The sequence below is a fragment of the Pseudomonas sp. Bout1 genome, from assembly GCF_034314165.1.
In the GTDB taxonomy this organism is placed as follows: domain Bacteria; phylum Pseudomonadota; class Gammaproteobacteria; order Pseudomonadales; family Pseudomonadaceae; genus Aquipseudomonas.
Genome location: NZ_JAVIWK010000001.1, coordinates 3,704,169 through 3,720,431 on the forward strand (window position 1 = coordinate 3,704,169; position 16,263 = coordinate 3,720,431).

Here is a 16,263-nt window from a genome sequence, read left to right on the forward strand (position 1 = left end):
CTTAACTGCGGATCAGGTGATCGAAAGCGCTCAGGGAAGCCTTGGCACCCTCGCCCACTGCAATCACGATCTGCTTGTACGGCACAGTGGTTACGTCGCCGGCAGCAAAGATGCCAGGCAATGAAGTCTCACCACGCGCATCGACAATGATCTCGCCACGAGGCGACAACTCGATCGTGCCTTTGAGCCAGTCGGTGTTAGGCAGCAAACCGATCTGAACAAAGATACCTTCAAGGTCGACGGTCTTGAACTCACCACTGTCACGGTCCTTGTACGCAAGGCCGGTGACTTTCTGGCCATCACCTTTGACTTCGCTGGTCAGCGCGCTGGTGATCACATCAACGTTGGGCAGGCTGTACAACTTGCGCTGCAACACAGCGTCGGCGCGCAGTTTGCTGTCAAATTCCAGCAAGGTCACGTGGCTGACAATACCGGCCAGGTCGATGGCCGCTTCAACGCCGGAGTTACCGCCGCCGATCACGGCCACACGCTTGCCCTTGAACAGCGGACCGTCGCAGTGCGGGCAGAAGCACACGCCCTTGGCCTTGTATTCCTGCTCGCCCGGCACACCCATTTCACGCCAGCGGGCACCGGTGGCCAAAATCACGGTTTTGGACTTGAGGGTCGCACCGCTTTCAAAACGGATTTCGTGCAGCTCACCGGCATTCTTGGCCGGGATCAGCGCGGTGGCACGTTGCAGGTTCATGATGTCTACGTCGTACTGCTTGACGTGCTCTTCCAGGGCGCGGGCCAGTTTTGGCCCTTCGGTTTCCTGCACCGAGATGAAGTTCTCGATGGCCATGGTGTCGAGTACCTGGCCACCAAAACGTTCAGCGGCCACACCGGTACGAATACCCTTACGCGCCGCGTAGATTGCTGCGGCTGCACCGGCTGGGCCACCGCCGACCACCAGCACGTCAAAGGCGTCTTTGGCGCTGATTTTCTCGGCTTGCTTCTCGATGCCGCTGGTGTCGAGCTTGGCGAGGATTTCTTCCAGGCCCATGCGGCCCTGGCCGAAGTTCACACCGTTCAGGTAAACGCTAGGCACAGCCATGACCTGACGATCATCGACTTCGGCCTGGAACAACGCACCGTCGATGGCGACGTGGTGGACGTTCGGGTTCAACACTGCCATCAGGTTCAGCGCCTGGACCACGTCCGGGCAGTTCTGGCATGACAGCGAGAAGTAAGTCTCGAAGCTGAACTCGCCTTTAAGGGCCCGGATCTGTTCAATCACTTCGACACTGGCCTTCGAGGGGTGGCCGCCAACTTGCAGCAGTGCCAACACCAACGAAGTGAATTCATGGCCCATCGGGATGCCGGCGAAACGCAGGCTGATATCGGCACCCGGGCGGTTGATGGAGAACGATGGCTTGCGCGCATCATCGCCATCGCTTTTCAGGGTAATCAGCGTTGAAAGGCTGGCTACATCCTGCAACAAGGCAAGCATTTCCTGGGATTTCGCACCGTCGTCGAGGGAGGCGACGATCTCGATCGGCTGGGTGACCCGTTCCAGGTATGACTTCAACTGAGCTTTAAGATTGGCGTCCAACATACGGGCGATTTCCTATTTCAATTCTTCAAAAAAAAACGCCCGAGCGAATCTCGCCCGGGCGTTTTTGAGGGCGGTGCAGCTTACTTAAGGTGCGGCAATCCGCCCTTGATGCTTCACAGACTTAGATCTTGCCGACCAGGTCCAGGGACGGAGCCAGGGTGGCCTCGCCTTCTTTCCACTTGGCTGGGCACACTTCGCCCGGGTGAGCAGCAACGTACTGAGCGGCCTTGATTTTGCGCAGCAGCTCGGAAGCGTCACGGCCAACGCCGCCATCGTTCAGTTCAACGATTTTGATCTGGCCTTCCGGGTTGATCACGAAGGTGCCACGGTCTGCCAGGCCTGCTTCTTCGATCAGTACGTCGAAGTTGCGGGAGATGGTCAGGGTCGGGTCGCCGATCATGGTGTACTGGATTTTGCCGATGGCTGGCGAAGTGTTGTGCCAGGCAGCGTGGGCAAAATGGGTGTCGGTGGAAACGCTGTAGATTTCGACGCCCAGTTTCTGGAATTCGGCGTAGTTGTCAGCCAGGTCTTCCAGTTCGGTTGGGCAGACGAAGGTGAAGTCGGCTGGGTAGAAGAAGACGACCGACCATTTGCCTTTCAGGTCAGCATCAGTCACGTCTACGAAGTTGCCGTTTTTGTAGGCGGTAGCTTTGAACGGTTTTACTTGGCTGTTGATGATAGGCATCGTTGACTCTCCGTCAGGTTTGTAGAAGGGCTTAGTAAGTTGATGGGGTGAATCCTACCCACCTTCTCGGTCGTTGGCTCATTGGCAAACCTGATGCTCACGATTGGTTTTCGCTATCAAGAGACTGTATTAATAGAAGAAACCTTTAATCACTCAAGGGATGCGCGGGTCATGCCGAGAAAGGGCGTCGCTTCAACATAGCGCATGGCAGATTTCATGTCTTTCCAGCCGACGTAAGTCATCAACGACTTTAAGTCCCAGCCGCTGCGATGGGCCCAGGTGGCAAAGCCCCGGCGCAGGGAATGGCTGGTGTATTGATCGGCCGCAATGCCGGCGCGCTCCAGGGCCTGGCGCAAGAGCGGGATCACGCTGTTGGGGTGCAAGCCCTCCTCGCCCAGGTTGCCCCAGCGATCGATGCCGCGAAACACCGGGCCACGCACCAGCGCCGAGGCACTGAGCCATTCGCTGTAGGCCTGCACTGGGCACAGGCGCAGGAGCGCCGGTGTCTGGTAGGTGCGACCGAGGTTTTCCCGATCACTTTTGCTGCGCGGCAGGTACAGGGTGATGCCCGAGCCGGGCACCGCCTGCACGTGCTCGATATTCAGCCGGCACAGCTCGTCGCTGCGAAAGCCACGCCAGAAACCCAGCAGGATCAATGCCGCGTCACGTTTGGCGCGCAGCCAGCGCGGAGGGTCTTCTGCACTGCGGGCGTCGCTGCCTTCCTGCTCGAGAAACTGAATCACCTGCTCCAGATGCTGCAACTGCAAAGGCTCGGCCTGTTTTTCCTGGGCCGGGTGTACGGCACGAATCCCCTTCAAGACTTTGCGCACCACCGGCGCCTTGGTCGGGTCGGGAAAGCCCTGGCTGGTATGCCACTGGGCCAATGCCGACAAGCGCAGCTTCAGCGTGTTGACCGACAGCACGCCTGCATGCGCCACCAGGTAGCGCGCCACGCTGTCGCTGGTCGCCGGCAGGAACCCACCCCAGCTCACCTCGAAATGCTCGATAGCCGCACGGTAGCTACGGCGCGTGTTGTCGCGGGTGGCCGCATTCAGATAACGGTCCAGTTCACTCATACCTGTACTGCCATGGGGCGTTATCCACTTCAAAAGCCTGGTCACACGGGATAATACGCCAATATCCCATCTGTTAAATCATCAATTTCTGCCTAAATATAATCGTGATATAGTACGTATATACATACTACGTACCACAGTACTAAATCGACGGAGACTCCATGGCTCGCGGCGGCATCAATAAAGCAGTAGTTCAAACGGCACGCCTGGCGATCCTCGCCCGCGGCGAGAACCCGAGCATCGATGCAGTACGCATCGAGATGGGCAATACCGGCTCTAAAACCACGATTCATCGCTATTTGAAGGAGCTGGACGAAAGCGAAACCCGCCAGACCATCACCGAAGCGCCGATCGACGACGAGCTGGGTGAGCTGGTGGCACGCCTGGCCCAGCGCTTGAAGGAGAAGGCTCAGGAGCCTATAGACCTGGCCCTGGCGCAGTTCCAGCAACACAAAGCCGCCCTGCTCGCCCAGGTTGAAGAGCTGGAAGCGGCCCACGGCCAACTCAAGCAACAGTTCGACATCCAGGCCGCCGCCCTCGCCGATGAAAGTGCGGCCCTGCAAAGCACCCGTTCCAGCCTGCAAACCGAGCAAACCCGCAACGCCGGGTTGAGCCAGGCGTGCAGCGATTACGAGTTGCGCATCAACGACAAAGACGAGCAGATTCGCTCACTGGAAGAGAAACACCTGCACGCCCGGGACGCCCTTGAGCATTACCGCAATGCGATCAAGGACCAGCGTGAGCAGGAGCAGCGCCGCCATGAGGGCCAGTTGCAGCAGGTACAGGCAGAGCTGCGCCAGGCCCAGCAGAGCGCGATGGTGCGCCAGGACGAGATCACCCAACTGCATCGCGATAACGAGCGCTTGCTGATTGAGCACCGGGTGACCGTGAAGGAACTGAGCGCACTGCAAGAACAGGCTCGCCACGACCGCGAACAGCAGCGCCAGTTAAGCGAACAAGTGAGTGTGATCGACAGCGAGCGCACCCTGTTGCAGGAACGCCTGCGGGTTGCACAGCTGGAGAATCAGGCGCGCCAGGAAGCACTGGCCGAGCACCAGCAGGTCAACAAAACCCTGGAACTGAACCTGGCCAAAGCCCAGGCCAGCATCGAGGCGCTGCGTCTGGCCGCCGTCGTTGCGACGGCGCCAGAGGCAACTTCCGAGGGCTGATTACTGCGCCACAGGCGTGCGCATGGTGACGAACTCTTCGGCCGCCGTAGGGTGCACGCCGATAGTCTCGTCGAAATGCTGCTTGGTCGCGCCCGCCTTGAGCGCGATCGCCAGGCCCTGCACGATCTCGCCCGCGTCGGGGCCGACCATATGGCAACCCAGGACCTTGTCGGTCTCGGCGTCGACCACCAGTTTCATCAAGGTCTTTTCCTGGCACTCGGTCAGGGTCAGTTTCATTGGCCGGAAGCGGCTTTCGAAAACCTGCACCTTGTGGCCGTCGGCGCGGGCTTGCTCTTCGCTGAGGCCCACGGTGCCGATATTCGGCAGGCTGAACACCGCCGTCGGGATCATCGCGTAGTCCACCGGGCGATATTGCTCGGGCTTGAACAAGCGACGCGCCACGGCCATGCCTTCGGCCAGCGCGACCGGCGTGAGTTGCACGCGACCAATCACGTCACCCAGCGCCAGGATCGACGGTTCGGCGGTCTGATACAGATCATCCACCTCAATAAAGCCACGCTTGTCCAACTTGACGCCGGTATTTTCCAGCCCCAGGTTATCCAGCATCGGGCGGCGGCCAGTGGCGTAGAACACGCAATCGGCTTCCAGCACGCGGCCGTCTTTCAAGGTGGCCTTGAGGCTGCCGTCGGCCTGCTTGTCGATACGCTCGATGTCGGCGTTGAATTGCAGGTCCAGCCCGCGCTTGGTCAGCTCTTCCTTCAAATGCGTACGCACCGAGCCGTCAAAACCGCGCAGGAACAGATCGCCGCGATACAGCAGCGAGGTCTTCGCGCCCAGGCCATGGAAAATCCCGGCAAATTCGACGGCGATATAACCGCCGCCCACTACCAATACACGCTTGGGCAGCTCTTTGAGGAAGAACGCCTCATTGGAACCAATGGCGTGCTCGCGCCCCGGGATTTCCGGGATCTGCGGCCAGCCACCAGTGGCAACCAGAATGTGTTTGGCGGTGAAGCGCTCACCGTTGATTTCCACCTGGTGCGGGTCCACCAGTCGCGCGTGCCCTTCGTGCAGGGTCACACCGCTATTGACCAGCAGGCTGCGGTAAATGCCATTGAGGCGGTTGATCTCGCGATCCTTGTTGGCAATCAGGGTCGCCCAGTCGAAGTTCGCTTCGCCCAGGGACCAGCCAAAACCGCTGGCTTGCTCGAAGTCTTCAGCGAAATGCGCGCCATATACCAACAGTTTCTTCGGCACGCAGCCCACATTCACACATGTACCGCCCAGGTAACGGCTTTCAGCCACCGCCACCTTTGCGCCAAAACCTGCGGCGAATCGTGCAGCGCGCACACCGCCGGAACCGGCACCAATTACATAAAGGTCAAAATCGTAGGCCATTTCACTCTCCTCGGCAGGACAACAGCATACCTGCTTACGGGGGGCCGAAAAACGAAAAAGCCACCCGAAGGTGGCTTTCACAGATCAAGCAGGCAGCCGTGAATCAGTAAGCCTTGCCAGTCTTGTAGAAGTGCTCATAGCAGAAGTTGGTGGCCTCGATGTAGCCTTCAGCGCCACCGCAGTCAAAACGACGGCCCTTGAACTTGTAGGCAATCACGCAGCCGTCTTTGGCTTGCTTCAACAGGGCGTCGGTGATCTGGATCTCGCCACCCTTGCCTGGCTCGGTTTCTTCGATCAGCTTGAAGATGTCCGGGGTCAGGATGTAACGGCCGATGATCGCCAGGTTCGACGGAGCATCTTCCGGCGCCGGTTTTTCAACCATGTCGCGTACGCGGATCAGGCCATCACCGATGTCGTCGCCGGCAATCACGCCGTACTTGTTGGTTTCCTGAGGGTCGACCTCTTGAACCGCGACGATGGTGCAACGGTACTTCTGATACAGCTTGACCATCTGGGTCAGGACGCCGTCGCCTTCCAGGTTTACACACAGGTCATCGGCCAGTACCACGGCGAACGGTTCGTCACCGATCAGCGGGCGACCGGTCAGGATCGCGTGGCCCAGGCCTTTCATCTGGGTTTGGCGGGTGTAGGAGAACGAACACTCGTCGAGCAGTTTGCGGATGCCGACCAGGTATTTTTCCTTGTCGGTGCCCTTGATCTGGTTTTCCAGCTCGTAGCTGATGTCGAAGTGGTCTTCGAGTGCGCGTTTGCCACGGCCGGTCACGATCGAGATTTCGTTCAGACCGGCATCCAGTGCCTCTTCAACGCCGTACTGGATCAGTGGCTTGTTCACCACCGGCAGCATCTCTTTGGGCATGGCCTTGGTCGCTGGCAGGAAGCGAGTGCCGTAACCGGCTGCTGGGAACAAGCATTTCTTGATCATATGAGTCCTTACAAAGGGCTGTGCGTACGAAATTCGGCGCAGTCTAATCAGGCCGCAGTCACCTTACAATGGGTCCTGCTGGCGTTGCGATGTCAACATAGAGAAAAAATGTTGGCGTAAGTTCCGCCCACATTCAATCAAGTGCCTTCGACGCTGTTAAAAATCGTCGGCTTGTGCCCGTTATTAAAGGGGCTGCAACCTTTTTAGCACGCTTTATGTTGATCGGCACTGACCTGCAACAACTTGCGCCGCCCCACGCCGTTTGGCGCTATCATTGCGCCCTTGAACCAGACAACGAGATTGATAGATGTCAGAACCAAAAGGCGTGAACGGCTACCTGATCACCAAGCGAGCGGACGGCTGGCACTTGATCAACTTCCACGGCGACAGCGTTGCCGGCGCATTCGCGACCGAGGCTCAAGCGTGCGCCGTGGCCGAAGTGTTTGTGGATGAAGCGGGCCACGCGTCGAGCAAACGTCCCAAGACCAAGTAATACCCGCCGCAACGCCAATCAAGCCTCGTTTTACGGGGCTTTTTTGTGTTTGTCTGTACCTTGATGGCGGTTCGCTATAATCTCGCCTGAAACGCCCCACGACAGTGTCAGCGCTTCCCTTCAACACCCTAATGATGACTCCCACATGAACAAGATTCTGGCACTGATTGCGGTACTGGCGCTTACGGCTGGCTGCACCACCACCTCCGACACCGTCCTGAAAAATGGCGAACAGGGGCTGGCCATCGACTGTTCCGGCGAGGCCAACTCCTGGGCCAGTTGCTATGAGAAAGCCGATGCGTCCTGCGCGGGCACCGGTTACCGAATTGTCGGCACCGAAGGTACGCCCGCCTTGAAAGAGGCCGACAAGACCCTGGGCAAGGACGTCGGCAACTACAAAACCCGCAGCGTGACCGTGGTCTGCAAATAAATTACATGTGAATCTCGGCGAACTTGATCCCCAGGCCGCGAATGGTCTCGATCAAGTCGTCCAGCCGTGAGAAGGATTCGACTTCGTCCTGGTCATCTACCAGGAAATAGCTGCGACCGCCGCTCTTCTTGAAGAATACGATCCACTCGCCCGTATCCGCGGGATTTTGAATCACATGGGTCGCAGAAATATGCCCCCCTGTATGCTGTTCTCTGACTTGCTCACGCTTCATGACTGAATTTCCGAAAAGACAATGCCGCTGATCCAGCGGCATTTTTTATGGGTTAGCGCCAGTTTAACGGATGCCTTGGCCGATCAGCACACCATCGACCATCTGCCCGTACAGATTGACGCCATCATTGGCGTGGAATTTTACCCGGGTTTTCTCCACGGAGCCTTCCACCAGGCGCGGATCCTGTGGGCGCTCGTGACGGTTGACGTAGGCGGCGACGTCCCACGCCTGCTGGTCGCTCAAGCTGCCTCCCTTGCCCAGTGGCATGTTGTGCTTGATGAAGGACGCCGCCGTGTTGATCCGATGCATGCCCGCGCCCCAGTTGTAGGAGTCTTTACCCCAAAGCGGCGGCATCACGTAACTGTCCCCGACTTTCTGGCCCTGGCCTTCCGAGCCGTGGCACACCGCGCACTGGCCTTTGTAGACCTCGGCGCCCCGGGCCAGGTCGTAGCCCTTGGCGGGTGCCGGCACCTGCGGATAACCCCGCCCGGGCAATTCGACGCCCAACGGCGCCTTGCTCGCCAGCCAATAGGCATACACCGACAGCGCGGTAATCTCCGGGCTGTCTGCGGCAGGTGGCGCACCGCCATTCATGCTGAACTGGAAACAGCCCTGCAACCGCTCGGCGAAGGTGTTGACCTTGTCGTTCTTTTTTCGGTAGGCCGGGTACATCGGGTAAGCGCCCCACAGCGGAGCGGAATTGGCCAACCGGCCCTGGTCCAGGTGGCAATTGCTGCAATTGAGACCGTTGCCGACAAATTGCGGCGCAAGGCGCTTGGTGTCGACAAACAGCGCATAGCCTTGCTTCACCAACTTGCCGTAGGCATTGTCGGGCAGCTCGCTCTCTTTCGGCGGCTGGAACTGCACGCCAGCCCCAGGGCCGGCGGTAGGCTGCAACTGTGACTGATCGTCCATGGCGATGGTGGCGGAATGGGCGGGAAAACTGATCAGGGCTCCCAACAATAGGCGCTTCATGGCTTGGCCTCCTGGCCGCTCAACGAGGCAAAATAGGTGGCCACCGCTTGCACTTCTTCAGCCGTCAGCGATTTGGCGATGTGGCCCATCAAATCGTTCGGATCGTTATGGCGCGTGCCACTGCGCCAGGCATTCAACTGCGCCGCCAGATAGGCTGCGGACTGCCCGGCCAAGGACGGAAATACGTCGCCGACCCCAACACCAGCGGGCCCATGGCAACTGACGCAGGCTGGAATCTGACGTTCCCACGCGCCTTGCAGGGCGATTTTTTGCGCCGCCTCGGTTGGCATAACGCTGCGGTGCACAGGGGCAATCGCCGGGGCAGGCATTGCCGCCAACTGCTGGGTCACTGCGCTGATTTCCTCTTCCGTAAGGGCGCTGGCCAGCGGTTGCATCACGGGGTTATTACGAAGGCCACTTTTAAAATCCTCCAGCTGCTTGCGCAAATACCCTGCCGGCAACCCGGCCAGGCGCGGAAAACCCGCCGCTGCCAGCCCCAGGCCGTCCGCCCCGTGGCAAGCCACACACGGCGCAGCTCCCGGCTGCGAGCCGCCTTGCGTAAATACGTTTTTCCCCTCCAGCGCGTGGGCATTACCCAGCGCCAGCAGCAATGCGCTACCTATCAGTACTCGTTCCAGAGACATCATCACGACTCCATTTTTATAGTTATATGCTTAGGCTAATCAGGCATAAGCCTACAAATGGTAGGGCAATGATTTGATCGCGACAACACCTGGTGCCGAAGCAGAACGCCAGTGACCTGAAAATCGCCCACAAAAAACCCGACACTGCAGCAGCAGGTCGGGTTGATTGATCGGATTCCAAAATGGCCGGTCTATGGGGTCAACCGGAAATGCAAGCTTCCCCGGCAGCCTTCACATCACCTGGGCGAATAGGCACATTGGACATGCTCTCATAGAGCTTGATGCTGCTGCCGCTTGAGCGCTCTTCAATTTCGAAGATAGCGGAGGGGTCAGCAGAAAACTTCTGCGGTACGATAACCTGGACGCCATCCTTGTGAGGCTCGATCTGCGACGGCCTGCGGGTTTTAGACAGTTTCTGGACCACGCACGCCGCATATTCCTGCGGTTTTTTCCCGGAGATCACTGCCAGCGTCGGTGGGGTCTGCTTGATATCCGCCACCGAAGCACATCCACCCAACGCCAAGGCCAGAACCAACACACTCCACTTCATATAAAAACCTCCGATAAAGACCCTACGACAGCGAGGAAGGTATTTTTCTCCCGCCCGCGTTGGATTTATCCCTGATAACTCGGTAAATAACTGTTTTAAATTGTCGAAGTCGTCGACGACGGTCCGATAATAAACGTGCTGGGGCTGATAAACTCCATCTTAACCTACGTATCGTTCTGATTTTTCAGAAAAAGCCCTTCTGGAGACACCGCATGAAATTCATTCACCAGCGCGAACACCTTAATGAAGGAGATATTGTCGTCATTGAATGCTCGCAAACCTGCAATATCCGCCTGATGAGCGACGCGAACTTTCGCAGCTTCAAGAACGGTGGCCGCCATACCTACCACGGCGGCGCGTTTGACAAGTTCCCGGCAAAAATCACCGCGCCAAGCACCGGGTTCTGGAACATTACCCTTGATGTCGTTACCCGCCGCGCCATCAGCGTGACCAAAAAGCCGACCTTGTCCCACAAGATCCGCATCGTGCGCCGCACCAATTCAAAACTGAGCTGACAGGAATGCCCGTGACTACCACCAAATATGTAATCAAGTACAAACTCAACGGTGAGCGCCGCTTCGAATTCGCCCAATTGCAGGCCGGCAGCATCGAGGAAGCCATGCAAGCCCTGGCAAAAATCCACGATGCCAGCGATAAAATCACCGACATTAATGTGAGCAAGGCCCTGTAATTCGAGCGCAAGCATCGGAGTGTCACGCCGCTGACGACTTCCTAGACTGGCAGCCTTTATCCGCTGCCACAGGAACGCGTCGATGCCTTCTACTCCACTGCAAGAACGTCTGGCCAGGCTGAACTGGGACGAGATCGAGCGAGACCTCGATCAACAGGGCAATTCGTTGATTGCAGGCCTGCTGGATCACAGTGAATGCGCCGAACTCAGCAGCCACTATCCTCGACACGAATTGTTCCGCTCCCACGTGCTGATGGCCAGGCACGGCTTTGGCCGGGGCGAGTACAAGTATTTCCGCTACCCACTGCCCTCGCGGGTCAGCGAGCTGCGTGAACAGCTGTATCAGTACCTGGCTCCCCAGGCCAATCGCTGGAACGAACAGATGAACCTGCCCATCACCTATCCAGCGCACCATGCCGACTTCATTGCCCGCTGCCACGCGGCGGGACAGCAACGCCCTACCCCGTTATTGCTGCACTATGGCCCAGGTGACTACAACTGCTTGCATCAAGATCTGTACGGGGAGCATGTATTTCCCCTACAAGTGGCCATCCTGTTATCGCAGCCGGGAGAGGATTTCCGTGGCGGCGAGCTGGTACTGACGGAACAGCGGCCGAGAATGCAATCCCGAGCCCAGGTGGTGCCACTGAACAAGGGTGATGCAGTGATTTTTGCGGTCAATCAGCGGCCAATGCCCAGCGTGAGGGGGTTTCATCGGGTCACCTTGCGCCATGGGGTCAGTGTTCTGCACAGTGGTACACGACATACCTTGGGAGTGATTTTTCACGATGCACAGTAAGATCGGTCCCGGGCCCACCGCCGACCTGTTCGCCGAAGAGGCCTTGCAACAGCCCCCAGGGCGCGAGCAAATCGGTGAACAGTCCTACGTTCTCAGGGGCTACGCCCTGCCCTGGGTCGAGCGTTTGTTGCCGGAACTCAGGCGCGTGTTGGCGCAGTCGCCGTTCAGGCAAATGGTCACGCCGGGAGGCTTTAAAATGTCGGCGGCGTTGAGCAGTTGCGGTGAGTTGGGTTGGACTACCGACCCCAGCGGCTATCGCTACTCTCCGGTTGACCCCAACAACCACCAGCCCTGGCCAGCGCTGCCTGCGACGTTGCGCCAACTGGCCGTGATGGCGGCGGCAGACTCGGGCTTCGATGATTTCGAACCAGACGCCTGCCTGATCAACCGCTATGTGCCTGGCGCCAAAATGTCCCTGCACCAGGACAAGAACGAGCGTCGTTATGCCGCGCCGGTGGTTTCAGTGTCCCTGGGTTTACCGGCAATCTTTCTGTTTGGCGGCCATGCACGCAGCGACAAAACGCAAAAAGTCTCGCTGTTCCATGGTGATGTCGTGGTATGGGGCGGCGTAGACCGCCTGCGTTTTCACGGCGTGATGCCGATCAAGCCAGGCACGCATCCGGTCATGGGGCCGCAGCGGATCAACCTGACGTTTCGAACCGCCGGGTGAATTTGACCGCAAGCATCGGAGTGATGCGAATGCCGCACAGGGTTAACCTGGCATTCTTCAACCAGGAGCCGCCACCATGACCGCGCGTCACGCCACTGAGCAAGACCCCCGCTGGGCCGCCATCGTCGCCCGCGACGCCAAGGCCGACTTGACCTTCGTCTATGGCGTGAAAACCACCGGCGTGTACTGCCGCCCCAGCAGCTCCGCCCGGCGTCCGCTCCCGCAGAACGTCGAATTCTTCGACACGCCGCAACAAGCTGAAGCCGCGGGCTACCGGCCCAACAAACGCTACTCCGGGGACCAGACCCAAGTGGCCGCACGCCATGCGCAATTGGTGGCGGGCGCCTGCCGGCACATCGAACAGGCTGAAGCCTTGCCATCCCTTGAAGCCCTGGCCGCCCTCGCCGGCTTGAGCCCGTTCCATTTTCATCGGGTGTTCAAGGCGGTCACCGGGCTCACGCCCAAGCGCTACGCCAGCGCCCATCGCTCGCGCAAGGTCCGCGACGGCCTTAAGGAGCTGCACTCGGTGACCGACGCGCTGTACGACGCTGGCTTCAATTCCAACAGCCGCTTTTACGAGACCGCCGACCAATTGCTCGGCATGAAGCCTGGCGACTATAAAGCGGGCGGCACCAACACGGATATTCGCTTCGCCGTTGGCCAGTGCTCATTGGGTGCGATTCTGGTGGCGCAGAGCAATCGCGGTGTGTGCGCGATCTTGCTGGGGGATGACCCGGACAAACTGCTGCGCGACCTGCAAGACCAGTTTCCGCGTGCCAATCTGTTGGGCGCCGATCATGCCTTCGAACAGCTGATTGCCCAGGTGGTGGGCTTCATCGAGGTGCCGGCCCTGGGCCTGGACTTGCCCCTGGATCTGCGCGGCACCGCGTTTCAAGAGCGGGTGTGGCAGGCCTTGCGGGAGATCCCGGTGGGCAGCACCGCAAGCTACGCCGAGATCGCCCAACGCATCGGCGCACCTACCGCCTACCGCGCCGTGGCCCAGGCCTGTGGCGCCAACTGCCTGGCCGTGGCGATTCCCTGCCATCGCGTGGTGCGTGCCGACGGCAATCTTTCGGGCTACCGCTGGGGCGTTGAGCGCAAACGGCAATTGCTGGAGCGCGAAACCCCGGCGCAGTCCTGACCACCGCTACAACAGTTTGCGCTTGCGAAACTCCGCCACCTTATGCCGATTGCCACACAGCGCCATGCTGCACCAACGGCGCTTGTGGCCCTTGGTGCGATCGTAGAACCACAGCACACACTCGGGGTGTTCGCAGGTACGGACCAGGCCGAAATCCCCGTCCACCAACAACATCGCGGCCGCTTCGGCAATCGGCGACAGCAATTGCTCGGCGGTTTGCTGTTTGCGCTGGCGCTCCAGGCGTAACTCGCCAGGCGCAGGCCAAGCCAGTTGCGGGTGGCTGACCGCCTTGCGCAAAAACGTATTCAGTGCAGCGGGGTCACCCTGCAGGCCCGCCTTGCGCTGCTCCAGCAACAACCGGATCACTTCACGCAACCCCCGCGCCGCGCCCAGTAATGCGCCCTCCTCGAAAGCCGGCACAGCGCCCTCCTCAACCCAGTTCAAACGCACCAGCCAACGTTCGACATCACCATCACCTTGCCAGAACTCAAAAGGCACGCCGTCGACATTCGCCCGGGTGTTGAGCATGTCCAACACAGGGTGGTCAGCCAGAACGTAAGGTTCCAATGGGGAGGGGGTAATGGCAGTCATGGTGAATCCTCTTCAAGTCCGTGCAATCGTAACCGCTTACAACGCCTTTGGGTAGTTACTTAACTCACCAAAAAGTAACCTATAAATATTATTTGACAGGTTACTTATTCGAGCGCAGCCTTTGAAATCTGTAACCCAATAAACCAATTTATATAGTTACTCAAAGGAGTCCGATCATGTCGATTTCAGCCCCAGTGGTTCGCTACCAGCACGTTGATGCCGATGGCGTGCGCGTGTTCTACCGCGAAGCCGGCGACCCGTCCGCACCCGTGCTGTTGCTGCTGCACGGTTTCCCAAGTTCGTCCCACATGTACCGCGATTTGATCCCGCTGCTCGCCACCCGCTACCGGGTCATTGCCCCGGACCTTCCGGGCTTCGGCTTCACCGAGGTGCCCGCCGAGCGCAATTACCACTACAGTTTTGACAACCTGGCGACCACCGTCGGGCATTTCGTCGACGCCCTGCAACTGCGCCGCTATGCCCTCTACGTGTTCGACTATGGCGCGCCGGTGGGCCTGCGCCTGGCCGTGGCACACCCGGAACGGGTCAGCGCGCTGGTATCGCAGAACGGTAACGCCTACCTGGAAGGTCTGGGCGACGCCTGGGACCCGATCCGCGCGTATTGGGCCGAGCCAAGCCAGGCCAATCGCGAGGTGATTCGCAATGCCGTCATCAGCCTGGAAGGTACGCGCTATCAGTACCTGCATGGCGTCCCGCAACCTGAGCTGGTTGCGCCTGAGTCCTACATGCTCGACGTGCTCCTGATGCAGCGCCCCGGCAATGACGAGATACAGTTGGACCTGTTCCTCGACTACCGCAACAACCTGACGCTGTACCCGGCATTCCAGGCGTTTTTCGAGGCCACGCAAGTGCCGACGCTGGTGATCTGGGGCCAACACGACCCGTTCTTCATCCTGCCAGGCGCCCATGCCTATAAAGGCAACAACGCCAACGCGGTGGTGGAATTGCTCGACACCGGCCACTTCGCCCTGGAAACCCATGCCGTGCATATCGCCCAGCGGATTCACGAGGTACTCGGGCACGCCATCGACTGATGGCCCGGCATGAAACACTGGGCCCGTCCAGTGAATAATACAGACTGGCCTGGTGCTACCTGGCCCTGCTAAAACGACGGGACAGCATCCCACCGTTGGAGAAGCGCACCATGAGCACCTGGCCAGACACCCGGATTCTTGACCTGCTGGGCATTGAGTTACCCATCATTCAGGGGCCCATGGCGAATGCCACGAGTACCGCCATGGTGATTGCCGTCAACCAGGCCGGAGCCCTCGGTTCGATGCCGGCGGCAGCGTTGAGCATCGAGCAGTTGCGCGAGGCACTTACGGTTATTCGTCAAGCCAGTTCGCGGCCGCTGAACGTGAACTTCTTCTGCCATCAGCCGCCAGCGCCGGATGCCGACCGCGACCTTCATTGGAAGAACCTGCTGGAAACCTATTACCGTGAACTGGGCGCTGACTTTGACGCCCCGACGCCCGTCTCCAACCGCGCACCGTTCAATAACGCCGCCTGTGAAGTGGTGGAAGAATTCCGCCCGGAAGTCGTGAGTTTTCATTTCGGCCTGCCGGAAAAATCCCTGCTGGACCGGGTCAAGGCTACCGGGGCAAAGGTGCTGTCGTCGGCCACCACGGTAGAAGAAGCTATCTGGCTGGAGCAACACGGCTGCGACGCGGTCATCGCCATGGGTTCCGAAGCCGGCGGCCATCGCGGGATGTTCCTCAGCGACGACCTGAATAGCCAGATCGGTACGATGGCCCTGGTGCCGCAGGTGGTGGATGCCGTGAGCGTGCCGGTGATCGCAGCGGGCGGTATCGGTGATGCGCGGGGCATTGTCGCGGCCTTCGCCCTCGGCGCATCGGCAGTGCAGATCGGCACGGCGTACCTGTTTACCCCCGAGGCCACCGTCTCGAAGTCGCACCACCACGCCTTGCGCAATGCCCAGGCCAGTGAAACCGCGTTGACCAACCTGTTCACAGGCCGCCCGGCGCGGGGCATCATCAACCGGGTGATGCGTGAGTTGGGTGCGATCAATCCGAAGGCACCGGCGTTTCCGTTGTCCGGCGGTGCGTTGATGCCACTCAAGGCCAAGGATGAAGCCGGCTTCAGTAATTTGTGGTCGGGCCAGGCGCTGCGCCTGGGCAAAGACATCTCAACCTATGACCTGACGCTGGAGCTGGCCGCACAGACCCTGGAAAAACTCGGCCGACGCTGAACCTGAACTCCCGGGACAACTTTGCACTGT

General features: G+C 59.4%; 20 protein-coding genes. 10 read left to right on the plus strand and 10 right to left on the minus strand.

Going from position 1 to position 16,263, the window contains the following annotated elements:
* Position 1: 1 nt before the first annotated feature.
* The 3 genes from ahpF to RGV33_RS17275 form a co-directional block, all read right to left on the minus strand.
* Entirely contained in the window at positions 2 to 1,555 is a 1,554-nt protein-coding gene (ahpF, locus tag RGV33_RS17265; protein WP_322145309.1) for an alkyl hydroperoxide reductase subunit F, read from the minus strand.
* Between the two features lie 121 nt (positions 1,556 to 1,676).
* Positions 1,677 to 2,240: an alkyl hydroperoxide reductase subunit C gene (ahpC, locus tag RGV33_RS17270; protein ID WP_003173835.1), complete on the minus strand. Its 564-nt coding sequence runs from the start codon at positions 2,238 to 2,240 to the stop codon at positions 1,677 to 1,679.
* Between the two features lie 149 nt (positions 2,241 to 2,389).
* A complete protein-coding gene (locus tag RGV33_RS17275) occupies positions 2,390 to 3,316 on the minus strand; it encodes a site-specific integrase (RefSeq protein WP_322145310.1) in 927 nt (308 codons plus the stop codon).
* Between the two features lie 161 nt (positions 3,317 to 3,477).
* Here RGV33_RS17275 and RGV33_RS17280 point away from each other — a divergent pair, with 161 nt between their 5' ends.
* Positions 3,478 to 4,485 carry a DNA-binding protein gene (locus RGV33_RS17280; RefSeq protein ID WP_322145311.1) on the plus strand — a complete coding sequence of 336 codons (1,008 nt, stop codon included), beginning with the start codon at positions 3,478 to 3,480 and terminating at the stop codon, positions 4,483 to 4,485.
* Here RGV33_RS17280 and gorA read toward each other — a convergent pair whose 3' ends face one another.
* Both gorA and galU read right to left on the minus strand, forming a co-directional pair.
* Entirely contained in the window at positions 4,486 to 5,844 is a 1,359-nt protein-coding gene (gene gorA / locus RGV33_RS17285; protein WP_322145312.1) for a glutathione-disulfide reductase, read from the minus strand.
* A 103-nt stretch (positions 5,845 to 5,947) separates the two neighbouring features.
* Positions 5,948 to 6,787, minus strand: coding sequence for a UTP--glucose-1-phosphate uridylyltransferase GalU (galU, locus tag RGV33_RS17290; RefSeq protein ID WP_003212579.1), 840 nt, complete (start codon positions 6,785 to 6,787; stop codon positions 5,948 to 5,950).
* A 307-nt stretch (positions 6,788 to 7,094) separates the two neighbouring features.
* On the opposite strand from galU, the gene RGV33_RS17295 reads away from it, so the two are divergent.
* Both RGV33_RS17295 and RGV33_RS17300 read left to right on the plus strand, forming a co-directional pair.
* On the plus strand, positions 7,095 to 7,280 hold the full coding sequence (locus RGV33_RS17295) for a hypothetical protein (protein ID WP_003212580.1): 186 nt from the start codon (positions 7,095 to 7,097) through the stop codon (positions 7,278 to 7,280).
* A gap of 145 nt (positions 7,281 to 7,425) precedes the next feature.
* Positions 7,426 to 7,710 carry a hypothetical protein gene (locus RGV33_RS17300; RefSeq protein WP_322145313.1) on the plus strand — a complete coding sequence of 95 codons (285 nt, stop codon included), beginning with the start codon at positions 7,426 to 7,428 and terminating at the stop codon, positions 7,708 to 7,710.
* 1 nt (position 7,711) lies between these two features.
* Here the strand turns inward: RGV33_RS17300 and RGV33_RS17305 are convergent, their stop codons facing one another.
* The 4 genes from RGV33_RS17305 to RGV33_RS17320 form a co-directional block, all read right to left on the minus strand.
* Positions 7,712 to 7,942, minus strand: a complete 231-nt coding sequence (locus RGV33_RS17305; RefSeq protein WP_226478259.1) for a hypothetical protein — start codon at positions 7,940 to 7,942, stop codon at positions 7,712 to 7,714.
* A gap of 63 nt (positions 7,943 to 8,005) precedes the next feature.
* Positions 8,006 to 8,917, minus strand: a complete 912-nt coding sequence (locus RGV33_RS17310; RefSeq protein WP_322145314.1) for a c-type cytochrome — start codon at positions 8,915 to 8,917, stop codon at positions 8,006 to 8,008.
* On the minus strand, positions 8,914 to 9,564 hold the full coding sequence (locus RGV33_RS17315) for a c-type cytochrome (RefSeq protein WP_322145315.1): 651 nt from the start codon (positions 9,562 to 9,564) through the stop codon (positions 8,914 to 8,916). The genes RGV33_RS17310 and RGV33_RS17315 overlap by 4 nt, the downstream gene beginning before the upstream one ends.
* Before the next feature lie 196 nt (positions 9,565 to 9,760).
* Positions 9,761 to 10,111 carry a hypothetical protein gene (locus tag RGV33_RS17320; protein ID WP_003212585.1) on the minus strand — a complete coding sequence of 117 codons (351 nt, stop codon included), beginning with the start codon at positions 10,109 to 10,111 and terminating at the stop codon, positions 9,761 to 9,763.
* A gap of 212 nt (positions 10,112 to 10,323) precedes the next feature.
* On the opposite strand from RGV33_RS17320, the gene RGV33_RS17325 reads away from it, so the two are divergent.
* The 5 genes from RGV33_RS17325 (at position 10,324) to ada (ending at position 13,412) form a co-directional block, all read left to right on the plus strand.
* On the plus strand, positions 10,324 to 10,626 hold the full coding sequence (locus RGV33_RS17325) for a DUF1883 domain-containing protein (RefSeq protein WP_003212586.1): 303 nt from the start codon (positions 10,324 to 10,326) through the stop codon (positions 10,624 to 10,626).
* 11 nt (positions 10,627 to 10,637) lie between these two features.
* On the plus strand, positions 10,638 to 10,802 hold the full coding sequence (locus RGV33_RS17330; protein WP_322148783.1) for a hypothetical protein: 165 nt from the start codon (positions 10,638 to 10,640) through the stop codon (positions 10,800 to 10,802).
* Between the two features lie 82 nt (positions 10,803 to 10,884).
* Positions 10,885 to 11,601: a 2OG-Fe(II) oxygenase gene (locus RGV33_RS17335; RefSeq protein ID WP_322145316.1), complete on the plus strand. Its 717-nt coding sequence runs from the start codon at positions 10,885 to 10,887 to the stop codon at positions 11,599 to 11,601.
* On the plus strand, positions 11,591 to 12,271 hold the full coding sequence (alkB, locus tag RGV33_RS17340) for a DNA oxidative demethylase AlkB (protein WP_322145317.1): 681 nt from the start codon (positions 11,591 to 11,593) through the stop codon (positions 12,269 to 12,271). The genes RGV33_RS17335 and alkB overlap by 11 nt, the downstream gene beginning before the upstream one ends.
* 76 nt (positions 12,272 to 12,347) lie before the next feature.
* Entirely contained in the window at positions 12,348 to 13,412 is a 1,065-nt protein-coding gene (ada, locus tag RGV33_RS17345) for a bifunctional DNA-binding transcriptional regulator/O6-methylguanine-DNA methyltransferase Ada (RefSeq protein ID WP_322145318.1), read from the plus strand.
* 6 nt (positions 13,413 to 13,418) lie between these two features.
* On the opposite strand, the gene RGV33_RS17350 is transcribed toward ada, so the two are convergent.
* A complete protein-coding gene (locus RGV33_RS17350) occupies positions 13,419 to 14,003 on the minus strand; it encodes a CGNR zinc finger domain-containing protein (protein WP_322145319.1) in 585 nt (194 codons plus the stop codon).
* Positions 14,004 to 14,179: 176 nt separating this feature from the next.
* Here RGV33_RS17350 and RGV33_RS17355 point away from each other — a divergent pair, with 176 nt between their 5' ends.
* Together RGV33_RS17355 and RGV33_RS17360 are read left to right on the plus strand one after the other, a co-directional pair.
* Positions 14,180 to 15,058 (plus strand): alpha/beta hydrolase, encoded by an 879-nt coding sequence (locus RGV33_RS17355; RefSeq protein WP_322145320.1) that lies wholly within the window; start codon positions 14,180 to 14,182, stop codon positions 15,056 to 15,058.
* A 110-nt stretch (positions 15,059 to 15,168) separates the two neighbouring features.
* A complete protein-coding gene (locus tag RGV33_RS17360; RefSeq protein ID WP_322145321.1) occupies positions 15,169 to 16,233 on the plus strand; it encodes a nitronate monooxygenase in 1,065 nt (354 codons plus the stop codon).
* Positions 16,234 to 16,263: the final 30 nt, after the last annotated feature.